We start from the raw sequence: 16711 nt of genomic DNA on the forward strand, positions 1-16711 counted from the left end.
GGCACATGGCGGTCTACACCGACGTTGCCGAAGGTGAACTCGGCGCATTCCTGAAGCACTATCCGGTCGGCGATCTCCTGTCCTACAAGGGCATCGCTGAAGGCACCGAGAACTCGAATTTCCTGCTGCACACCTCCACCGGCTCCTACATCTTGACGCTCTATGAAAAGCGCGTCGAGAAGGCGGATCTGCCATTCTTCCTGGGTCTGATGGGCCATCTCGCCAAAAAAGGCGTCTCTTGCCCGCTGCCGGTGACCGCGGATGACGGCAGCGTCATCGGCACGCTGGCCGGCCGACCGGCGGTCATCATCACCTTCCTCGAAGGACTTTCGCTGCGGCGGCCGACGGCAACGCATTGCGGCGAGGTCGGCAAGGCCCTGGCGGCCCTGCATCTGGCCGGAGCCGATTTTTCGATGACGCGTCCGAATGCACTCGGCATCGATGGCTGGCGCAAGCTTTGGGATGCCTCACGCGACCGCGCCGACGAGGTTGAGCCGGGCCTGGCGGCGGAGGTCGATGCCGACTTCGCCGACCTTGAGCGGAACTGGCCGAAGGACCTTCCCCAAGGCATCATCCATGCCGACCTTTTCCCGGACAACGTGTTCTTCCTCGGCGAAAGGCTGTCCGGCCTGATCGACTTCTATTTCGCCTGCGACGACCTCTACGCCTATGATGTCGCCACTTGCCTCAACGCCTGGTGCTTCGAAAAGGATTTTTCCTTCAACCTCACCAAGGGCAAGGCATTGCTCGCCAGCTATCAGAGCGTGCGTCCGCTGAGCGACCAGGAAAAGGCGGCGCTGCCGATGCTGGCGCGCGGCTCGGCGCTGCGCTTCATGCTGACCCGGCTCTACGACTGGTTAACCGTGCCCGATGGCGGGCTGGTGATGAAACGAGACCCGACCGAATACATCCGCAGGATGCGTTTTCATCGGGCGATCAAATCTCCTTCGGAATATGGATTGGCATGAGCAAACAGGTTGAGATCTTCACCGACGGTGCCTGTTCGGGCAATCCCGGCCCCGGCGGTTGGGGCGCGATCCTGCGCTTCAACGGCACCACCAAGGAGCTTTCCGGCGGCGAGGCGGAGACCACCAACAACCGCATGGAACTGCTCGCCGCCATCTCGGCGCTGAATGCGCTCAAGGAACCTTGCACGGTCGACCTGCACACCGACAGCAAATACGTCATGGACGGCATTTCCAAGTGGATCCACGGCTGGAAGAAGAACGGTTGGAAGACCGCTGACAAGAAGCCGGTGAAGAATGGCGAACTCTGGCAAGCGCTGGATGAGGCCAACAGGCGTCACAAGGTGACCTGGAACTGGGTCAAGGGCCATGCCGGCCATGCCGAGAACGAACGCGCCGACGAACTCGCGCGCGAAGGCATGGCGCCGTTCAAGAAAGGCCCGGTCAAGCCTGCGGCAGCGCCAAAGCCAGTCGAGCAGTCAAAGCAGCCGGCGGCCGCGAAGGCACGGCGCTCGACCCAGAGTTACTGAGTTCCGGGAGAAGGGCGGCTCTTTAGGCGGGAAGACCTCTATCGTGCCGGTCCTCTACTATGTCACCCATCCCCAGGTTCAGGTCGATGCCAACATTCCGGTGCCGGATTGGGGGCTGTCCGACATTGGGCGAGCGAGAGCGATTGCGATGCTCGATCAGCCATGGGTCGGGCCGATCCTGCGTATCGTGTCGTCGGCTGAGCGCAAGGCGGTGGAAACAGCCGAGATCCTCGCAACGCATCTGCGCCTTGCCATCGAGGTGAGGGCACGGATGCATGAGAATGACCGGTCGGCAACAGGCTTTTTGCCGCCGCCGGAGTTCGAAGCGGTCGCGCACCAGTTCTTCGCCAATCCGCACAAAAGCATTCGCGGATGGGAGCGGGCTATCGATGCCCAGCATCGCATCGTGAGCGAAGTCGAGGCTGTGCTCGGTACCGCTGACGGCGACGACATCGCTGTCATCGGCCATGGCGGCGTGGGAACGCTTCTGCTGCTGTCTCTCAGTGGCCGGGAAATCAGTCGCGAGGCGGATCAGCCAGCGGGCGGTGGCAACTACTTCGCGTACGATATTCGTGCGCGCCACGTTGTCCACGAATGGCAGCCGATCGACGCGCCGGAGCGCCGCGACGGTTAACTTCTCTAGCGGGTGAGCAGCGCCGTGCCGTAAAGCCCGAGCGCGAACACCGTGTGCGATACCAGGTTGAGGGCGCGGATCTGCATCGGGTTGGGCCGCTTCGAGGCAGCCCAGCCGGCGCCCATGCCGGGCGCCAGCAGAAACCAGCCGGCGCCAACGGTGACGATGCCGAGGATGAAGGCCGGCAGGAAGGTCGGCGCCGCCAGCCAGGCCGCTCCCGCCAGCGCCACCAGGATGATGCCGTAGACGATGCCGACGAAATAATGAAAGGCCCAGCCTAGCGCCACTTCATGCGCGTAGGGCGTCGCGTCGCCGATATCGTCGTGAAAAACCTTGTCGCCGAGATGCCAGACCCAGCGGCCAACCGGCCCCCAGTTGGGCCGGGGTTGACCAAATGCCTTGTGCAAGAAAATGGCCCAGATATCCATCAGCGCCGTGGCGCCAATGCCAATCGCCACGGCACGCCAGACGACATCGAACGTCACGGTCAGAGCTGTCCCAGAATATGAGCCGCACCGGACTCGTCGACACCGGGCTTGGTTTCGACATTGAGCGCCGTGACCTTGCCGTCGTCGACAATCATCGAAAACCGCTTCGAGCGCAGCCCCATGCCGCCGCCGGAATAATCGGCGTCGAGGCCGATCGCCTTGGCGAAATCGCCATTACCGTCGGCGAGGAACAGGATTTTGCCTTCACCGCCGGTGAAACGCGCCCAGGCGCCCATGACGTGGACGTCGTTGACCGAAACGACGGCGATGGTGTCGACGCCGCGTGCCAGGATGGCGTCATGGTTCTCGAGATAGCCGGGCAAATGGTTGTTGCTGCAGGTCGGCGTGAAGGCGCCGGGAACTCCAAACAGCACGACCTTCTTTCCCGAGAAAATCTCGGCTCCCGTGATCGGCTTCGCGCCATCGGCGGTCATCTCCTTGAAAGTCGCATCGGGCAGCTTGTCGCCAACGGAAATGGTCATGAGTTCCTCGCTTGGGAAAATGGGGAAGGACGTATTCCTGCGTAGCGAACTCGGCCGCCTCCTGCAACCATCGAGGCGGCTTCAGTAGATGTCGTCCAAAGTGCGCAGCGGTTTTGGCACAACGACATGGACAAAGAGAGGACCTTAAAGCGTGTCGTTTGAATCCGCTTAGCGCGACCCGCTCTAAGGAAATGGCAAAAGCCCTTCGACCGCACCGGCCGAACTCGTCAGCGTATAGTGAAGCCCGCCATCGGTGGGCGTTGTCGAAGGGCGGTCGAGGATCGGCACGGTGAAGATCAGCTTGCCGTCCTTATCGCTGCGAACTGGAGCACCGAACATGTAATCCCGCTCGCCAGCGACAAAGAAATCCGCCGCCTCAGGGACGCCGGGAAAGCTCGCTTGGACAATCAGCGTCTCATGATCGCCCGGCAGGACGTTGATCCCGAAATCGGGTCTTGCCGGCGTCGGCAGCGCTGCGAGGCTCGCCTTGACCAGGGCTGCGTCCTCGGCATTGTCGGGGTCCGAGCCGGGATCGACTGTCAGCCTCGTCTGCACCGGAATGCAGATCGTTTCGCAGATGCCGAGAAAGATATCGGCATCGATCATCGCCGGCTGGTTCGGCGTCGCCAGCGTGAATGTCACCGGCAGTGAAACCGGATAGTTGTAGCCGGCCCATTTCCCATAGCCGTCATCATGGCGCTGCGGTGCCGGGAAGGAAAGCTGGGCGTCGGCGATGTTTGTGCTGGCCGAAATGTCGAGCTGCGGCGGCACGCCCGCGTCGCCCGGGTCGCGCCAGTAGGTCTTCCATCCGGGCTTGAGCGCTATGTCGAGAACGCCCAGGATGCGGCCGGCGGCATCGGCTTTGCCGCTCGTCACCAACCGGACCTTGCCGCCTTCGCTGTTGTACCACGCCGATGAGGAGGCCGCAGCGGGGAGAGCGGTTGCCGATCCGATGGCGGCGCCGAGCAGCAGGATTTTCAAGCTTTGCATGGCGGTGATTTGAGCGTCCGTTCGTGGCCGTGCAATGTTTTCATGACCTTGCCGGTATCATATTTGCGTGACCTCGAGGAGAGGAGTGCTGGCGGCCGGTGGCATGGGCTTTGGTCGAATCCCGCACAGTGCATCTTTTCGGCGCTTTGGAAACGCGATACCTTCATCGTCATGGACTTGTTGCGCCACAAGAAGACTGCCGCCGGCCGCGGCTTTCTCGACGATCAGTTCCTGATTGCCATGCCCGGCATGAAGGACGACCGTTTCACGCGCTCGGTCATCTACGTCTGCGCCCACAGCGATGAAGGCGCCATGGGGCTGATCATCAACCAGACGCAGCAGATGCTGTTTCCGGACCTGCTCGTGCAACTGGGCATCATGAACGAACAGGAGGCGATCCGCTTGCCGGCGCAGGCCCGCGACTTCGTCGTTCGCAATGGCGGCCCTGTAGATCGCAGCCGGGGCTTCGTCCTGCATTCGGGCGACTACCGGGTGGAATCGTCGCTGACCGTTTCGGACGACATCTGCCTGACCGCGACCGTCGACATATTGCGCGCCATATCGTCTGGCCGCGGCCCCCGTCACGCGCTGATGGCGCTCGGCTATTCGGGCTGGGGCGCCGGCCAGTTGGAGACCGAGATCGCCGAGAATGGCTGGCTGACATGCCCGGCCAACGCCGAGCTTCTGTTCGACACCGACATCGAGCGCAAATACGACCGGATCCTCGCCTCGATTGGCATCGATCTCGCGCATCTCAGCCTCGCCGCCGGACACGCGTAAGTGGCGCAACCAGATTCAATTTCGGGCGGCCCAGACTATGCTCGACGTGCCTTTCCGGTTTCCGGCGCGCCAAGCCCTTGGATGTCACTCGTCCTCCCCCGGTAGCTCCAGCGTCCGGCCGGCATGGAGAATCCTGAGGATGGCCACCGTATCCTGCCGCACGGTGAAGGCTATGGTGGCCCGGCGACGCCAGCCGACCGTGCGCAGACCCGGCGCTAGGTCGTCATGGCGCATGCCGCGCTCAGGGAACGTCGAGAATCCCAGGCAGTAGTCTACGATGCGGTCGACAAACCGGTTAGCGACTGTGGCGCCGGCCGCCTGCGCAAGGTGCGTCAGCAACTCGTCGAGGTCACGCTCGGCCGCTGGGTGGAACTTGACCGTATATTTCATGCACTGGGGGATGACTTGGCTGTCAATACCGAGACCCGCGCCTTGAGGCGGTGACGGACGTCCTCCGCGTCAGCAAGGTTTTCAGGGTGGGCGTCGAAATCCTTCAAGGTCGGCACGACTTCCTCGACGAGCCAGCGTTCCAGAGCCTTGTCTCGCGCTGCCAAAGCCCTCAGGCCGTCGCGGATGACTTCGCTCTCGGTGGCGTACTCCCCCGAGGCGACCTTCGCCTTGACCATCTGCGCCATCTCGGGCGGCAGGGTGATGCTCATCTGTTGCGTCGTACGCATTGTGGAAGTCCTCTCACTGTCTCACTATAGAAAAGTGTAGGATTAAATCCTACACTTTTCCATGTGCCGCTTGATGCAGCCGAACAGAATTCTGCACCATGGCGGCGCTCTGAGGGATGACGAAGCGATGGGAGTTTCGGCCAATCTCCCAGGCAGATCCAACTAGGCCTGCGTCAGCGGATACTGTTCCTTCAGCTGCTTCAGCACCTGGTCGCCCGGCATCGGTGCGCCGAACATGAAGCTCTGCACATACTCGCAGCCCATCTGGCGCAGTTCCAGCGCATCGCTTTCGTCCGAAATGCCCTCGGCGACGACTGACAGGCCGAGTTCATGCGCCATGTTGACCATGGATTTGAGCAGCACCGCGCGTTTGGGCGTGTTGTCGTCGACGAAGCTCTTGTCGATCTTGATCGTGTCGAAGGGGAAGCGCGTCAGATAGGCCAGCGAGGAATAGCCGGTGCCGAAATCGTCCAGCGACAGGCCGATGCCTAGCTGCTTCAGCTTGGTCAGCACATGGGCGGTCTGTTCGGGATTGTCCATCACCAGCGATTCGGTGAGCTCGAGCCGGAAGCAGCGCGGCTTCAGATTGGCGCGTGCGATGACCGAGCGGACGTCGCTGACCAGATCGCGGCGGATGAGCTGGCGGCTGGACAGGTTGACCGAGACCGACAGCGGCGCGTCGCCGATCTGCTTTTGCCATCCGGCGAGGTCTTCCGCCGCCTGTTGCATGGCGAACAGGCCGAGTTGCACGATCAGCCCGCAGCTCTCGGCGACCGGGATGAAGTCCGCCGGCGGGATCATGCCGCGGCGCGGGTGATCCCAGCGCAGCAGGGCTTCGAAACCGGCGACGCTGCCATCCTCCAGCCGCACGATCGGCTGGTAGGCGAGCGTGAATTCGCGCCGTTCGATGGCGCGCCGCAGGTCGGACTCGAACTGCAACCTGTCGGTGCCGACAGTGCGGAAGGCCGGACGGAACGGCTCGATCCTGTCACCACCGAAGCGCTTGGCCTGGTGCATGGCAAGCTCGGCATCCTTGACCATGTCCTCGGCCGACATCTGCGGCGAGTTCCAGGTGATCAAGCCGATCGACGCGGTCAGCACGATCTCGCGCTTGGCGAAGGTGATCGGATTGTTGATCGCGTGCTTGATGGCGTCGGCGACGGCGGCGATGCGGGCCGGGTCCTGTTCGGAAAGCAGCATCAGCGCGAACTGGTCGCCGGCAAAGCGCGACAGCGAATCCTTTGGCTTGAGCAGCCGGTGCAGCCGGCGTGCAATGGTCAGCAGAATGGTATCGCCGGCCGAGATGCCGAGCCCGTCATTGACCTGCTTGAAACGGTCGATGTCGATGACGAAGACGGTCGGCCGCACTTTTTCTTCGGTGCGGGCGATCGAGATGATCGCTTCCAGCCGGTTCATCAACAATTCGCGGTTCGGCAGGCCGGTCAGATTGTCGTGCACGGCGTCGTGCAGCAGCCGCTCCTCGGACTTCTTCTGCTCGGTCACGTCGACCATGGTGCCGACGCAGCGAATGACCTCGCCGTCCGATCCGATGACCGGGCGCGCGCGCAGCAAAAACCAGTGGTAGTGGCCGTCGGCGCCGCGCAGGCGGAAGTTCTGCGACACCCGGCCGCGCCGGTGTTCGAGCACCACGTCGAGCGTCGTGCGGAAGGTGTCGCGGTCGTCGGCGTGCAGCACCGGCAGCCAGTTGCGCGCCGCACCGCCAAGACTGTTGGGCGCCAGTCCAAGCTGGATGCTGACGTCGGGCTTGGTGACGACGCGGTCGCGCAGCACGTCCCAGTCCCACACCGTATCGCCCGATCCGGCAACCGCCAGCGCCTGCCGCTCGAGGTCGGAGAACAGGCCCTGGTGTAGCGCGCCGCCGGCAAAGGCATGCTGCATGACCGTAAAGCCGATCAGAAGGATGATCAGGATCAGCCCGCCACCCAATGCAGGCTGGGCGATATCGTTGTCGAGCATGCCGGTGATCGCCATCCACGACCCGCATAGCCACAGCAGCACCATGACCCAACTGGGCACCAGCATGATGGCGCGGTCATATCCGCGTATGCCGAGGAAGATGATCAGGCCGAGCCCGGTCAGCGCGGTGGCGGCGAAGGACAGCCTGGCGATGCCGGCAGCGACCGCCGGATCGACGATGGCGACACCGGCGATCAGCACCAGCCCGAGGATCCAGACCAGCGCGCCATAGCTGAAATGGCCGTGCCATCGGTTGAGGTTGAGATAGGCGAACAGGAAGACCACGAAGGTTCCCGCCAGCGCCACCTCCGTTCCCGCTCGCCACATCTGCTCATTGCCGGGCGAGATCTCGATGATCTTGTTGAGGAAGCCGAAATCGACGCAGATATAGGCAAGCACCGCCCAGGCAAGTGCCGCTGTCGCCGGGAACATCGAGGTTCCCTTGACCACGAAAAGGATGGTCAGGAACAGCGCCAGCAGGCCGGCGATGCCGATGACGATGCCGCGAAACAGCGTGTAGGAATTGACCGAGTCCTTGTAGGATTCGGGATCCCACAGATAGACCTGCGGCAGCTTGGGCGAGGCCAGTTCGGCGATGAAGGTGATCACCGTGCCGGGGTTCAGCGTCACCCGGAACACGTCGGCGTCCGGGCTGGTCTGGCGGTCGAGGGCGAAGCCCTCGCTGGGCGTGATGGCGGCGATGCGGGTCGAGCCGAGATCGGGCCAGAAGATGCCGGAATTCACCAGCCGGAAATGCGGCGCGACGATCAGCCGGTCGAGCTGCTGGTCGGTGGTGTTGGCCAGCGCGAACACCGCCCAGTCGCCGGTCGAACGCGCGTCATTGGCCTCGACCTCGATGCGCCGCACGATGCCGTCCGGTCCGGGAGCGGTCGACACCTGGAAATTCTCGCCCTGGTTCCGGTAAATCTCGACGGCGCCCGAAAGGTCGAGCGCGACGTCGTCGCGGGCAATCTTGATCGGCTCGACGGCGTAAGCCGACGATGCCGCGCACAACGCCAGGATTGTCGCGACGACAAAGGCGAACAGCGGCCCGTTTCGCAGGAAATTCGTCAAAAATCAGTCCTTCGTTCCAGCGCCCGGCGGATCGTCCGCGATCCGGGCGTAGAGGTAGTGGTCCTGCCAGATGCCGTTGATCCGGAGATAGGATCGCAGCAGTCCTTCGCGCCGGAATCCGGCTTTTTCAAGCACGCGGATCGACCTGATATTGTCGGGAATACAGGCCGCTTCGATCCGGTGCAACCTCAGCGTATCGAAGGCGAAGCGCGCCACCACCTTGACCGCGTCGGTCATCAGGCCGCGACCGCCAAAGCGCTCGCCGATCCAGTAGCCGACATGGCCGCTTTGCGAGACGCCATGGCGTATGTTGCCGAGCGTGATGCCGCCAGCCAGTCTGCCGCTGCTCCTCTCGAAGATGAAGAAGGCGATCGCTGTTCCCTGGGCATAGTCTTCGCGGTAGCGGCTGATGCGCAGCCGCCACGCGGTGCGGTCGAGTTCATCGGGGGTCCAGCGTGGTTCCCATGGTTCGAGGAAGGCACGGCTTTCGCCGCGCACCGCCGCCCATTCGCGGTAATCATTCGTGAATGGCACGCGCAACGTGACGCGGTCGCCCTTCAGTGCCGGCAGGTCACGGCGAAAGAAAGGGAGCGCGAACACGACGCTTTGGGGCTTAGACGGCGAGCTTGCGGGCCGTGGTCTGCGCTCCGCCAAGCGAATCGAGGATCGCCTCGTATGGCGCCAGCGTACCCACGGGCCCGACAGCGGTAAGCGTCGGCTTGGTCGAGAACAGCCGTGACGACAGGTCGGTCAGCCGCTCGATCGTCAGCGCCGACAGCCGCTCCATCAGTTCCTCCTTGGCGATCGGCCGGCCGAACAGAAGCAGCTGCCGGGCGATCTGCGAGGCGCGGCTGGCCGGGCTTTCGGCGGACATGATCAGCCCGGCGCGATATTGGGCGCGGGCCCGGTCGAGTTCTTCCTGCAGGATCTTCTCGCCGGCCTTCTGCAATTCGTCGATGATGACCGGCACCAGTTCGGCAATGTCGCTCTGGCCGGTCGCGGCATGGACGCCGAAGATGCCAGTGTCGGAAAAGCCCCAGTGGAAGGCATAGACCGAGTAGCACAGGCCGCGCTTTTCACGGACTTCCTGGAAAAGACGCGACGACATGCCGCCGCCAAGGATCATCGACAGCACCTGCGAGGCGTAGAAGTCGCGCACATGATAGGCGCGGCCCTCGAAGCCCAGCACGATCTGCGCATCCATCAGGTCGCGGTCCTCGCGGAAGTCGCCGCCGACATATTGCGCATATTGCGGGATGGTGCTGTCGGCCTTGCTGCGGAAGCCGCCGAGATGCTTTTCGACCTCGCGCACGAAATTGTCGTGCTTGATGTCGCCGGCAGCGACGATCACCATGCGTTCGGCGCCGTATTGCCGTTCGATGAAATCGTGCAGCTGCTTCGAGGTGAAGGATTTGACGGTTTCCGGCGTGCCCAGGATCGAGCGGCCGATGGTCTGGTGGCGAAATGCCGTCTCGGTGAAACGGTCGAAGACGATGTCGTCGGGCGTGTCGTGCGCGGCGCCGATCTCTTGCAGGATCACATGCTGCTCGCGTTCCAGCTCCTGCGGGTCGAATTCGGACTCCTGCAGGATGTCGGCAAGAATGTCGACGGCCAGCGGCACGTCGTCGGACAGCACCCTGGCATAGTAGGAGGTGGTCTCGACGCTGGTGGCGGCGTTGATCTCGCCACCGACGTCCTCGATCTCCGAGGCGATTTCGAAGGCGGTTCGCCGTTTCGTGCCCTTGAACGCCATGTGCTCGAGCAGATGGGCCATGCCATGCTCTTCGTCACGTTCATTGCGGGCACCTGACTTGACCCAGGCACCAAGGGCAACCGATTCGATGCTTTGAAGGGTTTCGGTGGCGACTGTCAGGCCGTTCGACAGACGGCTTACCTCAACACCCATATGGCTAGTACTCCCTAACGCGCCGCCCGCGCGCGGCGGCCGACGTAATCTTCCACCATTTTCAGGTCGGATGGAAGTACCGTGTATTTTTCCTCTGATGTCATCAACCCACCTAGCCATGCGGGCAGCGCGGGCGACACACCGCTGGCGGCTTCGACGGCGGCCGGGAACTTTGCCGGATGGGCGGTGCCAAGCACCACCATCGGCACCGCACCCGCCCTGCCTGCCGCGACATGGACGGCTGCCGCGGTGTGCGGATCGAGCAGGTAATTGCTGGCGGCCAGCGTCGAGCGGATGGTGGCGGCGACCTCGTCCATATCAGCGCGGCCGGCATCGAATTCCGATCGCATCCTGGCGATTTCCTGGGTTTCGATGGTGAAGGCGCCGGACTGCTTCAGGCTTCCCATGTAGCGCCGCACGGTCGCCGCGTCACGGCCTGAGGCCTCGAACAGCAAGCGCTCGAAATTTGACGACACCTGGATGTCCATCGACGGCGAAGTGGTCGCGAACACGCCCTTGGTACGGTATTCGCCGGTCGAAAAGGTGCGCGCCAGGATGTCGTTGTCGTTGGTGGCGATGACCAGCCGCTCGATCGGCAGGCCCATCTTCTTGGCGGCGTAGCCGGCGAAGATATCGCCGAAATTGCCGGTCGGCACCGTGAAGGAGACCGGCCTGTCCGGCGCGCCGAGCGACAGCGCCGAGGAGAAATAATAGACGATCTGGGCCATGATGCGGGCCCAGTTGATCGAGTTGACGCCCGACAGCGCAACCCGGTCGCGAAAGCCGTGATCGTTGAACATATCCTTGAGCAGGCCCTGGCAATCGTCGAAATTGCCTTCGATCGCCAGCGCATGGACATTTTGCGCGGTCGATGTCGTCATCTGCCGCTGCTGCACCGGCGAGACGCGGCCATGCGGGAAAAGGATGAAGATGTCGGTGCGGCTGCGGCCGGCAAAGGCATCGATTGCCGCCCCGCCGGTATCGCCCGAGGTGGCGCCGACGATGGTGGCGTGCTGATCGCGTTCGGCCAGCACATGGTCCATCAGCCGGGCGAGAAGCTGCATCGCCACGTCCTTGAAGGCGAGCGTCGGCCCGTGGAAGAGTTCCAGGATGAAGGTGTTGGGCCCGGTCTGCACCAGCGGGCAGACGGCATCGTGGCGGAAGGTGGCATAGGCTTCGCGAACCAGGCGTTCGAACACGGGCGCCGGGATTTCATCGCCAAGGAACGGCGACAGCACGCGGATGGCAAGATCGGGATAGGCGAGGCCGCGCATGGCACGGATCTCGGCCGCGGAAAACTGCGGCCACTCGCGCGGCACATAGAGCCCGCCATCGCGCGCCAGGCCAGCCAGCACGGCATCGGAAAATCCAAGCACGGGCGCTTCCCCGCGGGTACTCACATAGTGCATGTCACAATTCCATTGCCGCTTGGCTTTTCCATACACCGCAAGGTGGTTAATTTCTGCGCTGGCTCAGTCGCATTTTTGCCGCGCGGTTGCTATACGTCACCAGCTTTGCGAGAGGGAAGTGCAGTTTCATGGCGTTTCGTACATTCAGTGGTCGCTTTTTGGCGGGTCTTGTGCTCACCGGCTTTATGCTCGCCGCCGCCGGCTGCCAATCGGGCGACAATGGCATCATGAGCCTTGGTTTCGGCAAGAAGGATCCGACGGCGCCACCGCCGCCACAGGATCCCAAGGTCCTGGCCAGCCAGTTGCAGGCCTATTGCCCGAGAGTGACGGTGCGAGATGGCACAGCCTTCTTCAACACCTATGCCAAGGGCGGCCAGAAGCCAAAGCCGAAGTCCATGCGCAAGCCGAGGAACAAGGCCGAGGCTGAGCAGCAGGCGCAGGAGGCGCAGGCCGCCGCCGACGCCGCTGCGACACCACCCGACGAGTCTGCGAACATCATCTATCAGGCTTCGATCAGCGACGTGACCCGTGACTGCTTGCGCGCCAACGGGCAACTGACGATGAAGATCGCGGTCGCCGGCAAGGTTGTGCCCGGACCGAAGTTTTCTCCCGGCACCATCACCATGCCGATCCGTGTCGCGGTGATGCATGGGACGGATGTGCTTTATTCGCAAATCCACCCGTATCAGATCCAGGTAACCGACCCTTCGGTCGCGACGCAGTTCGTCTTCACCGATTCCAATGTTGTCGTGCCTGAGCCGACGGCGAAGGACTACCAAGCCTTTGCCGGCTATGACGAAACCGCGCCGAAGGCAACGACGGACAAGCCGAAGAAGAAAACCCACAGGAAGAAAGCCGCCGTGACAAATTAGCCTCGGCAAGCGCGTCGCGACGCACGCTTCTCAGGCGTCCGACCATTCCGACAGTGCCGCGATCACGCTTTTCAGCTCCGCCCAGCGGCGGATGACCGTTTCGGCGCCGGCCTCCGTCAACGCGTCGGCATGGCCGGGATAGCTGTGGCCGGCACCGGTGAAGCCGATCACCCGCATGCCGGCCGCCCGGGCGCCGTGGACGCCGTGCACGGAATCCTCGATGACGAAAGTGTTCGCCGGGTTGGCGTTGAGTTTTTCCGCTGCGAACAGGAACACGTCAGGGGCAGGCTTGGTCTTCTTGCTTGGTATCTCCAGGGCCGAAAAGATCCGGCCGGCGAAAAACGGCAGCAGGTGCACTTTCTCCAGCATGAATTCGATGCGCTCCGAGCGCGAATTCGAGCAGACGCAGTGCGGCACCGTGACCGCGGCGACCGCCTCGCGCACGCCGTCGATGGCGCGGACGTCGCTGCGCAATTTGCGGTCGACCAGGTCTTCGGCGCGGTCGATCAGCGAGGCCTGGAACGGGATGCTCGACTTCTCCTCGACCCGCATCATGATGTCCTTGAAGGTCAGTCCGGCATAGGTTTCCGCGATTTCCTCAGCCGATATTTCGTAGCCGGCCAGGGTCAGCAGCTCCGCCTCGACCCGTGCGGCGACAATTTCGGAATCGACGAGCACGCCGTCGCAATCGAAGATGACAAGGTCTGGCTGGGGCATGGTGATCCGGACAATGGGAGAAATGGGAGGGATGAAGGGGCCGGGAAGGCTCAGGCGGCGCGGCATACACCAACAGGGCCACCTTCGCAATTCGGATACCCGCAGCTTTGGCCTTCACCGAATATTTACGCTGATCGGTAACCATAACAGAGAGTAAAACTGTAACGCGTGCCTTGGGTGTCAGAATGTCTGCCGTGCGTCTTCTCGACGAGCTTTCCCACGCTCCCCAACAATCCGAATGGCTGGACACGATCCTCAAGGGCGACTGCGTCGCGGCGCTCGATCGGCTGCCCGAAAAGTCCATCGACGTCATTTTCGCCGATCCGCCCTACAATCTGCAGCTCGATGGCGACCTGCACCGGCCCGACCAGTCCAAGGTCGACGCGGTCGACGACGATTGGGACCAGTTCGAGAGCTTCGAGGCCTACGACGCCTTCACCCGTGCCTGGCTACTGGCGGCATGGCGGGTGCTGAAGCCGAACGGCACCATCTGGGTCATCGGCTCCTACCACAACATCTTCCGGGTCGGCGCCAAGATGCAGGATCTCGGCTTCTGGATCCTCAACGACGTCGTCTGGCGCAAGACCAACCCGATGCCGAATTTCCGTGGCCGCCGTTTCCAGAATGCGCATGAGACGATGATCTGGGCGTCCCGCGACCAGAAGGGCAAGGGCTACACCTTCAACTACGAAGCCATGAAGGCATCGAACGACGACATCCAGATGCGCTCCGACTGGCTGTTTCCGATCTGCACCGGCGGCGAGCGGCTGAAGAACGACAATGGCGACAAGCTGCACCCGACGCAGAAGCCGGAAGCACTGCTTGCCCGCATCATGATGGCCTCGACCAAACCGGGCGACATCGTGCTCGATCCCTTCTTCGGCTCCGGCACCACCGGCGCCGTGGCCAAGCGTCTCGGCCGCCATTTCGTCGGCATAGAGCGCGAGCAGGCCTATATCGACGCCGCCAACGAGCGCATCGACGCGGTGCGGCCGCTGGATGGCGCCGATCTGACCGTGCTCACCGGCAAGCGCGCCGAGCCGCGCGTCGCCTTCGTCAGCCTCATCGACACCGGGTTGGTGATGCCGGGTGCCACGCTCTACGACGCCAAGAAGCGCTGGGCGGCCAAGGTGCGCGCCGATGGCACCGTGGCGATCGGCGACAGCGCCGGTTCGATCCACAAGATCGGCGCCGAAGTGCAGGGACTGGATGCCTGCAACGGCTGGACCTTCTGGCACTATGAGCGCAGCGGCGGCCTGACCCCTATTGACGAGCTTCGCCGCATTGCACGGCTCGGCATGGAGCGGGCAGGGGCCTGAACCCCCGCCATTGCCGCGCATTCCCGTTGATTCAAAGTCGCAACGGATCGCCGGAAGCGATTCAAATCAGGCCTTTATGCCGAAGCGTTCAAGGTCTGCTTGAAGCGTCTTGGCATCGGTGAACAGCACCGCTTGCCAGCCGGCCGCCTTGGCGCCGTCGACATTCTTCTGGCTGTCGTCGATGAACAGCGTGGCCGACGGCTCGAGCCCGAACGCGGCGACGTGATGGTCATAGATGTTGCGATCCGGCTTGATCATGCCGATCTCGCCGGAGATGGTGACGCCGCGCGGCCGTTCGAGAAAATCGAAGCGTTTGCGCGCCTCGGCCAGCGTGTCGCTGGCAAAATTGGTCAGCATGGTGACGTCGTGACCGCTGTCGATCAGGCCGACCATGATGGCGACGCTGTCGTCATAGGCGTGCGGCACCATGTCGTGCCAGTAGCGGCGGAAATTGCGGATGTTTTCCGCGTGATCGGGATGGTCTGAAATCAGCAGCGCCTCGGCTTCTTCCCATGTCCGGCCACGGTCCTGCTCGATGTTCCAGTCATGCGTGCAGACATTGTCGAAGAACCACTTTCTCTCTTCGGCATCCGGAATGAGGCGGCTGAACGGGATAGTCGGATCATAGTGGATCAACACCCTGCCGATGTCGAAAACGATATGGCGGATTTCAGTCATGCAGGCCTCTTTGCAGTGTGTGGCGACGGCTTTTTCGTCGCGCCCGGTATCGCAGCCTCGATTGCCTTTTTCATGACAGTGGGCAGCGCTTCGCCCGAAATGTCCGATGGCAGCGACCAGAAATGCCCCACCGGCGCGGCGCCGCTCACCTCGGCACGGAAAACATCGAGTTCAAGCGCGAAATGCGTGAAGACATGGGCTATCTGGCCGGCACGCCGCCAGTTGGCAGGGAATGGCGCCGCCGCTGCGGTGGTTGCGCCATCGATCCGCGCGGTCCAGCCGGTCGTCGGCACCTCGGTCATGCCGCCGAGAAGGCCCTTTTCCTGGCGCTTGCGCAAAAGAATGGCGCCGTCGCTTCGCACGGCAACGAAGGCCGCGCCGCGCCGCATAGGCTTGTCGGCTTTTGGCAGCCGCACGGGGAAATGTTCGGGATCGCCTGAGACGACAGCGCTGCAATCGTCGCGCACAGGGCACAGCATGCAGCGCGGCCGGCGCGGCGTGCAGATCGTGGCGCCGAGGTCCATCATCGCCTGAGCGAAGTCGCCCGGCCTTCTCTCCGGTACCATGCGCTCGACATGGGCACGTATCTCGGCCTTAGCTTCGCTCAGCGGCGTTGTGATCGAAAACAGCCGGGAGATGACGCGCTCGACATTGCCGTCGACAACGGCGGCGGGGCGGTCGAAGGCGATCGCCGTGATGGCGGCCGACGTATAGGCGCCGATGCCGGGCAGTTCCCTTAAGGCCGCCTCGGTGTCGGGAAACCGGCCGCCTTGTTGAGCGACCAGATCGGCGCAGGCCTTGAGATTGCGCGCGCGGGAATAGTAGCCGAGCCCAGCCCAAGCCTTCATCACGTCCTCGGTCGGCGCCGCCGCCAATGCCTCGACATCGGGCCATTTCTCGACGAACACGCGAAAATAGGATTTCACCGCTTCGACCGTGGTTTGCTGCAGCATGACTTCGGAAAGCCAGATGCGGTAGGGGTCGGGTCGTACCCCCCGCGCATGCTCGCGCGGCGTGATCCGCCACGGCAACTCGCGATGATGCACATCGTACCAGCCGAGCAGGCGGGATGCGATGTCGTTGCTATCTCGGGATGCGGCTAAGCCGCTATCTCCAGATGCAGCTACGCGGCTATCTCGGGGTGTGGCCTTGCGGGTCTGGTCTCGTGGTGGCATTGATCGGGAATTGGCCTTGGCCGATAGTGATGAAGGTC

18 protein-coding genes are annotated in these 16711 nt (G+C 63.1%); 6 read left to right on the forward strand and 12 right to left on the reverse strand.

Translation table 11 applies throughout. The features are described 5' to 3' along the window. Window positions 1–5 precede the first annotated feature (5 nt). Genes BPNPMPFG_RS31535 through BPNPMPFG_RS31545 form a run of 3 tightly spaced genes read left to right on the forward strand, consistent with a single transcriptional unit; the run spans window position 6 to window position 2129 of the window. Window positions 6–968, forward strand: a complete 963-nt coding sequence (locus BPNPMPFG_RS31535; protein ID WP_258592443.1) for a homoserine kinase — start codon at window positions 6–8, stop codon at window positions 966–968. Further along, complete coding sequence (gene rnhA, locus BPNPMPFG_RS31540) at window positions 965–1495, forward strand: ribonuclease HI (protein WP_258592444.1); 531 nt, start codon at window positions 965–967, stop codon at window positions 1493–1495. Before BPNPMPFG_RS31535 ends, rnhA begins: the two co-directional genes overlap by 4 nt. 43 nt (window positions 1496–1538) lie before the next feature. After that, entirely contained in the window at window positions 1539–2129 is a 591-nt protein-coding gene (locus BPNPMPFG_RS31545) for a histidine phosphatase family protein (RefSeq protein WP_258592445.1), read from the forward strand. A gap of 5 nt (window positions 2130–2134) precedes the next feature. On the opposite strand, the gene BPNPMPFG_RS31550 is transcribed toward BPNPMPFG_RS31545, so the two are convergent. From BPNPMPFG_RS31550 to BPNPMPFG_RS31560, 3 genes are all read right to left on the reverse strand, one after another. Beyond that, complete coding sequence (locus tag BPNPMPFG_RS31550) at window positions 2135–2557, reverse strand: DUF2938 domain-containing protein (RefSeq protein ID WP_258597006.1); 423 nt, start codon at window positions 2555–2557, stop codon at window positions 2135–2137. A gap of 59 nt (window positions 2558–2616) precedes the next feature. Then, window positions 2617–3099: a peroxiredoxin gene (locus BPNPMPFG_RS31555; protein ID WP_258592446.1), complete on the reverse strand. Its 483-nt coding sequence runs from the start codon at window positions 3097–3099 to the stop codon at window positions 2617–2619. Window positions 3100–3282: 183 nt separating this feature from the next. Further along, on the reverse strand, window positions 3283–4089 hold the full coding sequence (locus BPNPMPFG_RS31560) for a protein-disulfide reductase DsbD domain-containing protein (RefSeq protein ID WP_258592447.1): 807 nt from the start codon (window positions 4087–4089) through the stop codon (window positions 3283–3285). A gap of 171 nt (window positions 4090–4260) precedes the next feature. Here BPNPMPFG_RS31560 and BPNPMPFG_RS31565 point away from each other — a divergent pair, with 171 nt between their 5' ends. Beyond that, on the forward strand, window positions 4261–4869 hold the full coding sequence (locus BPNPMPFG_RS31565) for a YqgE/AlgH family protein (RefSeq protein WP_258592448.1): 609 nt from the start codon (window positions 4261–4263) through the stop codon (window positions 4867–4869). 84 nt (window positions 4870–4953) lie between these two features. Here the strand turns inward: BPNPMPFG_RS31565 and BPNPMPFG_RS31570 are convergent, their stop codons facing one another. The 6 genes from BPNPMPFG_RS31570 to thrC form a co-directional block, all read right to left on the reverse strand. Then, entirely contained in the window at window positions 4954–5259 is a 306-nt protein-coding gene (locus tag BPNPMPFG_RS31570; protein ID WP_258592449.1) for a type II toxin-antitoxin system RelE/ParE family toxin, read from the reverse strand. Next, a complete protein-coding gene (locus tag BPNPMPFG_RS31575; protein WP_258592450.1) occupies window positions 5256–5546 on the reverse strand; it encodes a type II toxin-antitoxin system ParD family antitoxin in 291 nt (96 codons plus the stop codon). The genes BPNPMPFG_RS31570 and BPNPMPFG_RS31575 overlap by 4 nt, the downstream gene beginning before the upstream one ends. Window positions 5547–5708: 162 nt before the next feature. Further along, the gene (locus tag BPNPMPFG_RS31580) at window positions 5709–8597 is read right to left on the reverse strand and encodes an EAL domain-containing protein (RefSeq protein ID WP_319945965.1); all 2889 of its coding nucleotides are present in this window, start codon (window positions 8595–8597) and stop codon (window positions 5709–5711) included. Window positions 8598–8600: 3 nt separating this feature from the next. Continuing rightward, window positions 8601–9197, reverse strand: a complete 597-nt coding sequence (locus tag BPNPMPFG_RS31585) for a GNAT family N-acetyltransferase (protein WP_258592451.1) — start codon at window positions 9195–9197, stop codon at window positions 8601–8603. 13 nt (window positions 9198–9210) lie between these two features. Then, entirely contained in the window at window positions 9211–10503 is a 1293-nt protein-coding gene (locus BPNPMPFG_RS31590) for a M16 family metallopeptidase (RefSeq protein WP_258592452.1), read from the reverse strand. A 14-nt stretch (window positions 10504–10517) separates the two neighbouring features. Further along, on the reverse strand, window positions 10518–11912 hold the full coding sequence (thrC, locus tag BPNPMPFG_RS31595; protein ID WP_258592453.1) for a threonine synthase: 1395 nt from the start codon (window positions 11910–11912) through the stop codon (window positions 10518–10520). A 128-nt stretch (window positions 11913–12040) separates the two neighbouring features. Between thrC and BPNPMPFG_RS31600 the strand changes: the two genes are divergently transcribed. Then, the gene (locus tag BPNPMPFG_RS31600) at window positions 12041–12784 is read left to right on the forward strand and encodes a hypothetical protein (RefSeq protein ID WP_258592454.1); all 744 of its coding nucleotides are present in this window, start codon (window positions 12041–12043) and stop codon (window positions 12782–12784) included. Window positions 12785–12814: 30 nt separating this feature from the next. Here the strand turns inward: BPNPMPFG_RS31600 and BPNPMPFG_RS31605 are convergent, their stop codons facing one another. Beyond that, window positions 12815–13501, reverse strand: coding sequence for an HAD family hydrolase (locus BPNPMPFG_RS31605; RefSeq protein WP_258592455.1), 687 nt, complete (start codon window positions 13499–13501; stop codon window positions 12815–12817). A 185-nt stretch (window positions 13502–13686) separates the two neighbouring features. On the opposite strand from BPNPMPFG_RS31605, the gene BPNPMPFG_RS31610 reads away from it, so the two are divergent. Then, complete coding sequence (locus tag BPNPMPFG_RS31610; protein WP_258592456.1) at window positions 13687–14820, forward strand: site-specific DNA-methyltransferase; 1134 nt, start codon at window positions 13687–13689, stop codon at window positions 14818–14820. Between the two features lie 66 nt (window positions 14821–14886). Here the strand turns inward: BPNPMPFG_RS31610 and BPNPMPFG_RS31615 are convergent, their stop codons facing one another. Both BPNPMPFG_RS31615 and mutY read right to left on the reverse strand, forming a co-directional pair. Further along, window positions 14887–15498 (reverse strand): HAD family hydrolase, encoded by a 612-nt coding sequence (locus BPNPMPFG_RS31615; protein ID WP_258592457.1) that lies wholly within the window; start codon window positions 15496–15498, stop codon window positions 14887–14889. Further along, a complete protein-coding gene (mutY, locus tag BPNPMPFG_RS31620; RefSeq protein ID WP_258592458.1) occupies window positions 15495–16673 on the reverse strand; it encodes an A/G-specific adenine glycosylase in 1179 nt (392 codons plus the stop codon). Before mutY ends, BPNPMPFG_RS31615 begins: the two co-directional genes overlap by 4 nt. Window positions 16674–16711: the final 38 nt, after the last annotated feature.

The organism is Mesorhizobium sp. AR07 (assembly GCF_024746815.1).
Lineage (GTDB): Bacteria > Pseudomonadota > Alphaproteobacteria > Rhizobiales > Rhizobiaceae > Mesorhizobium.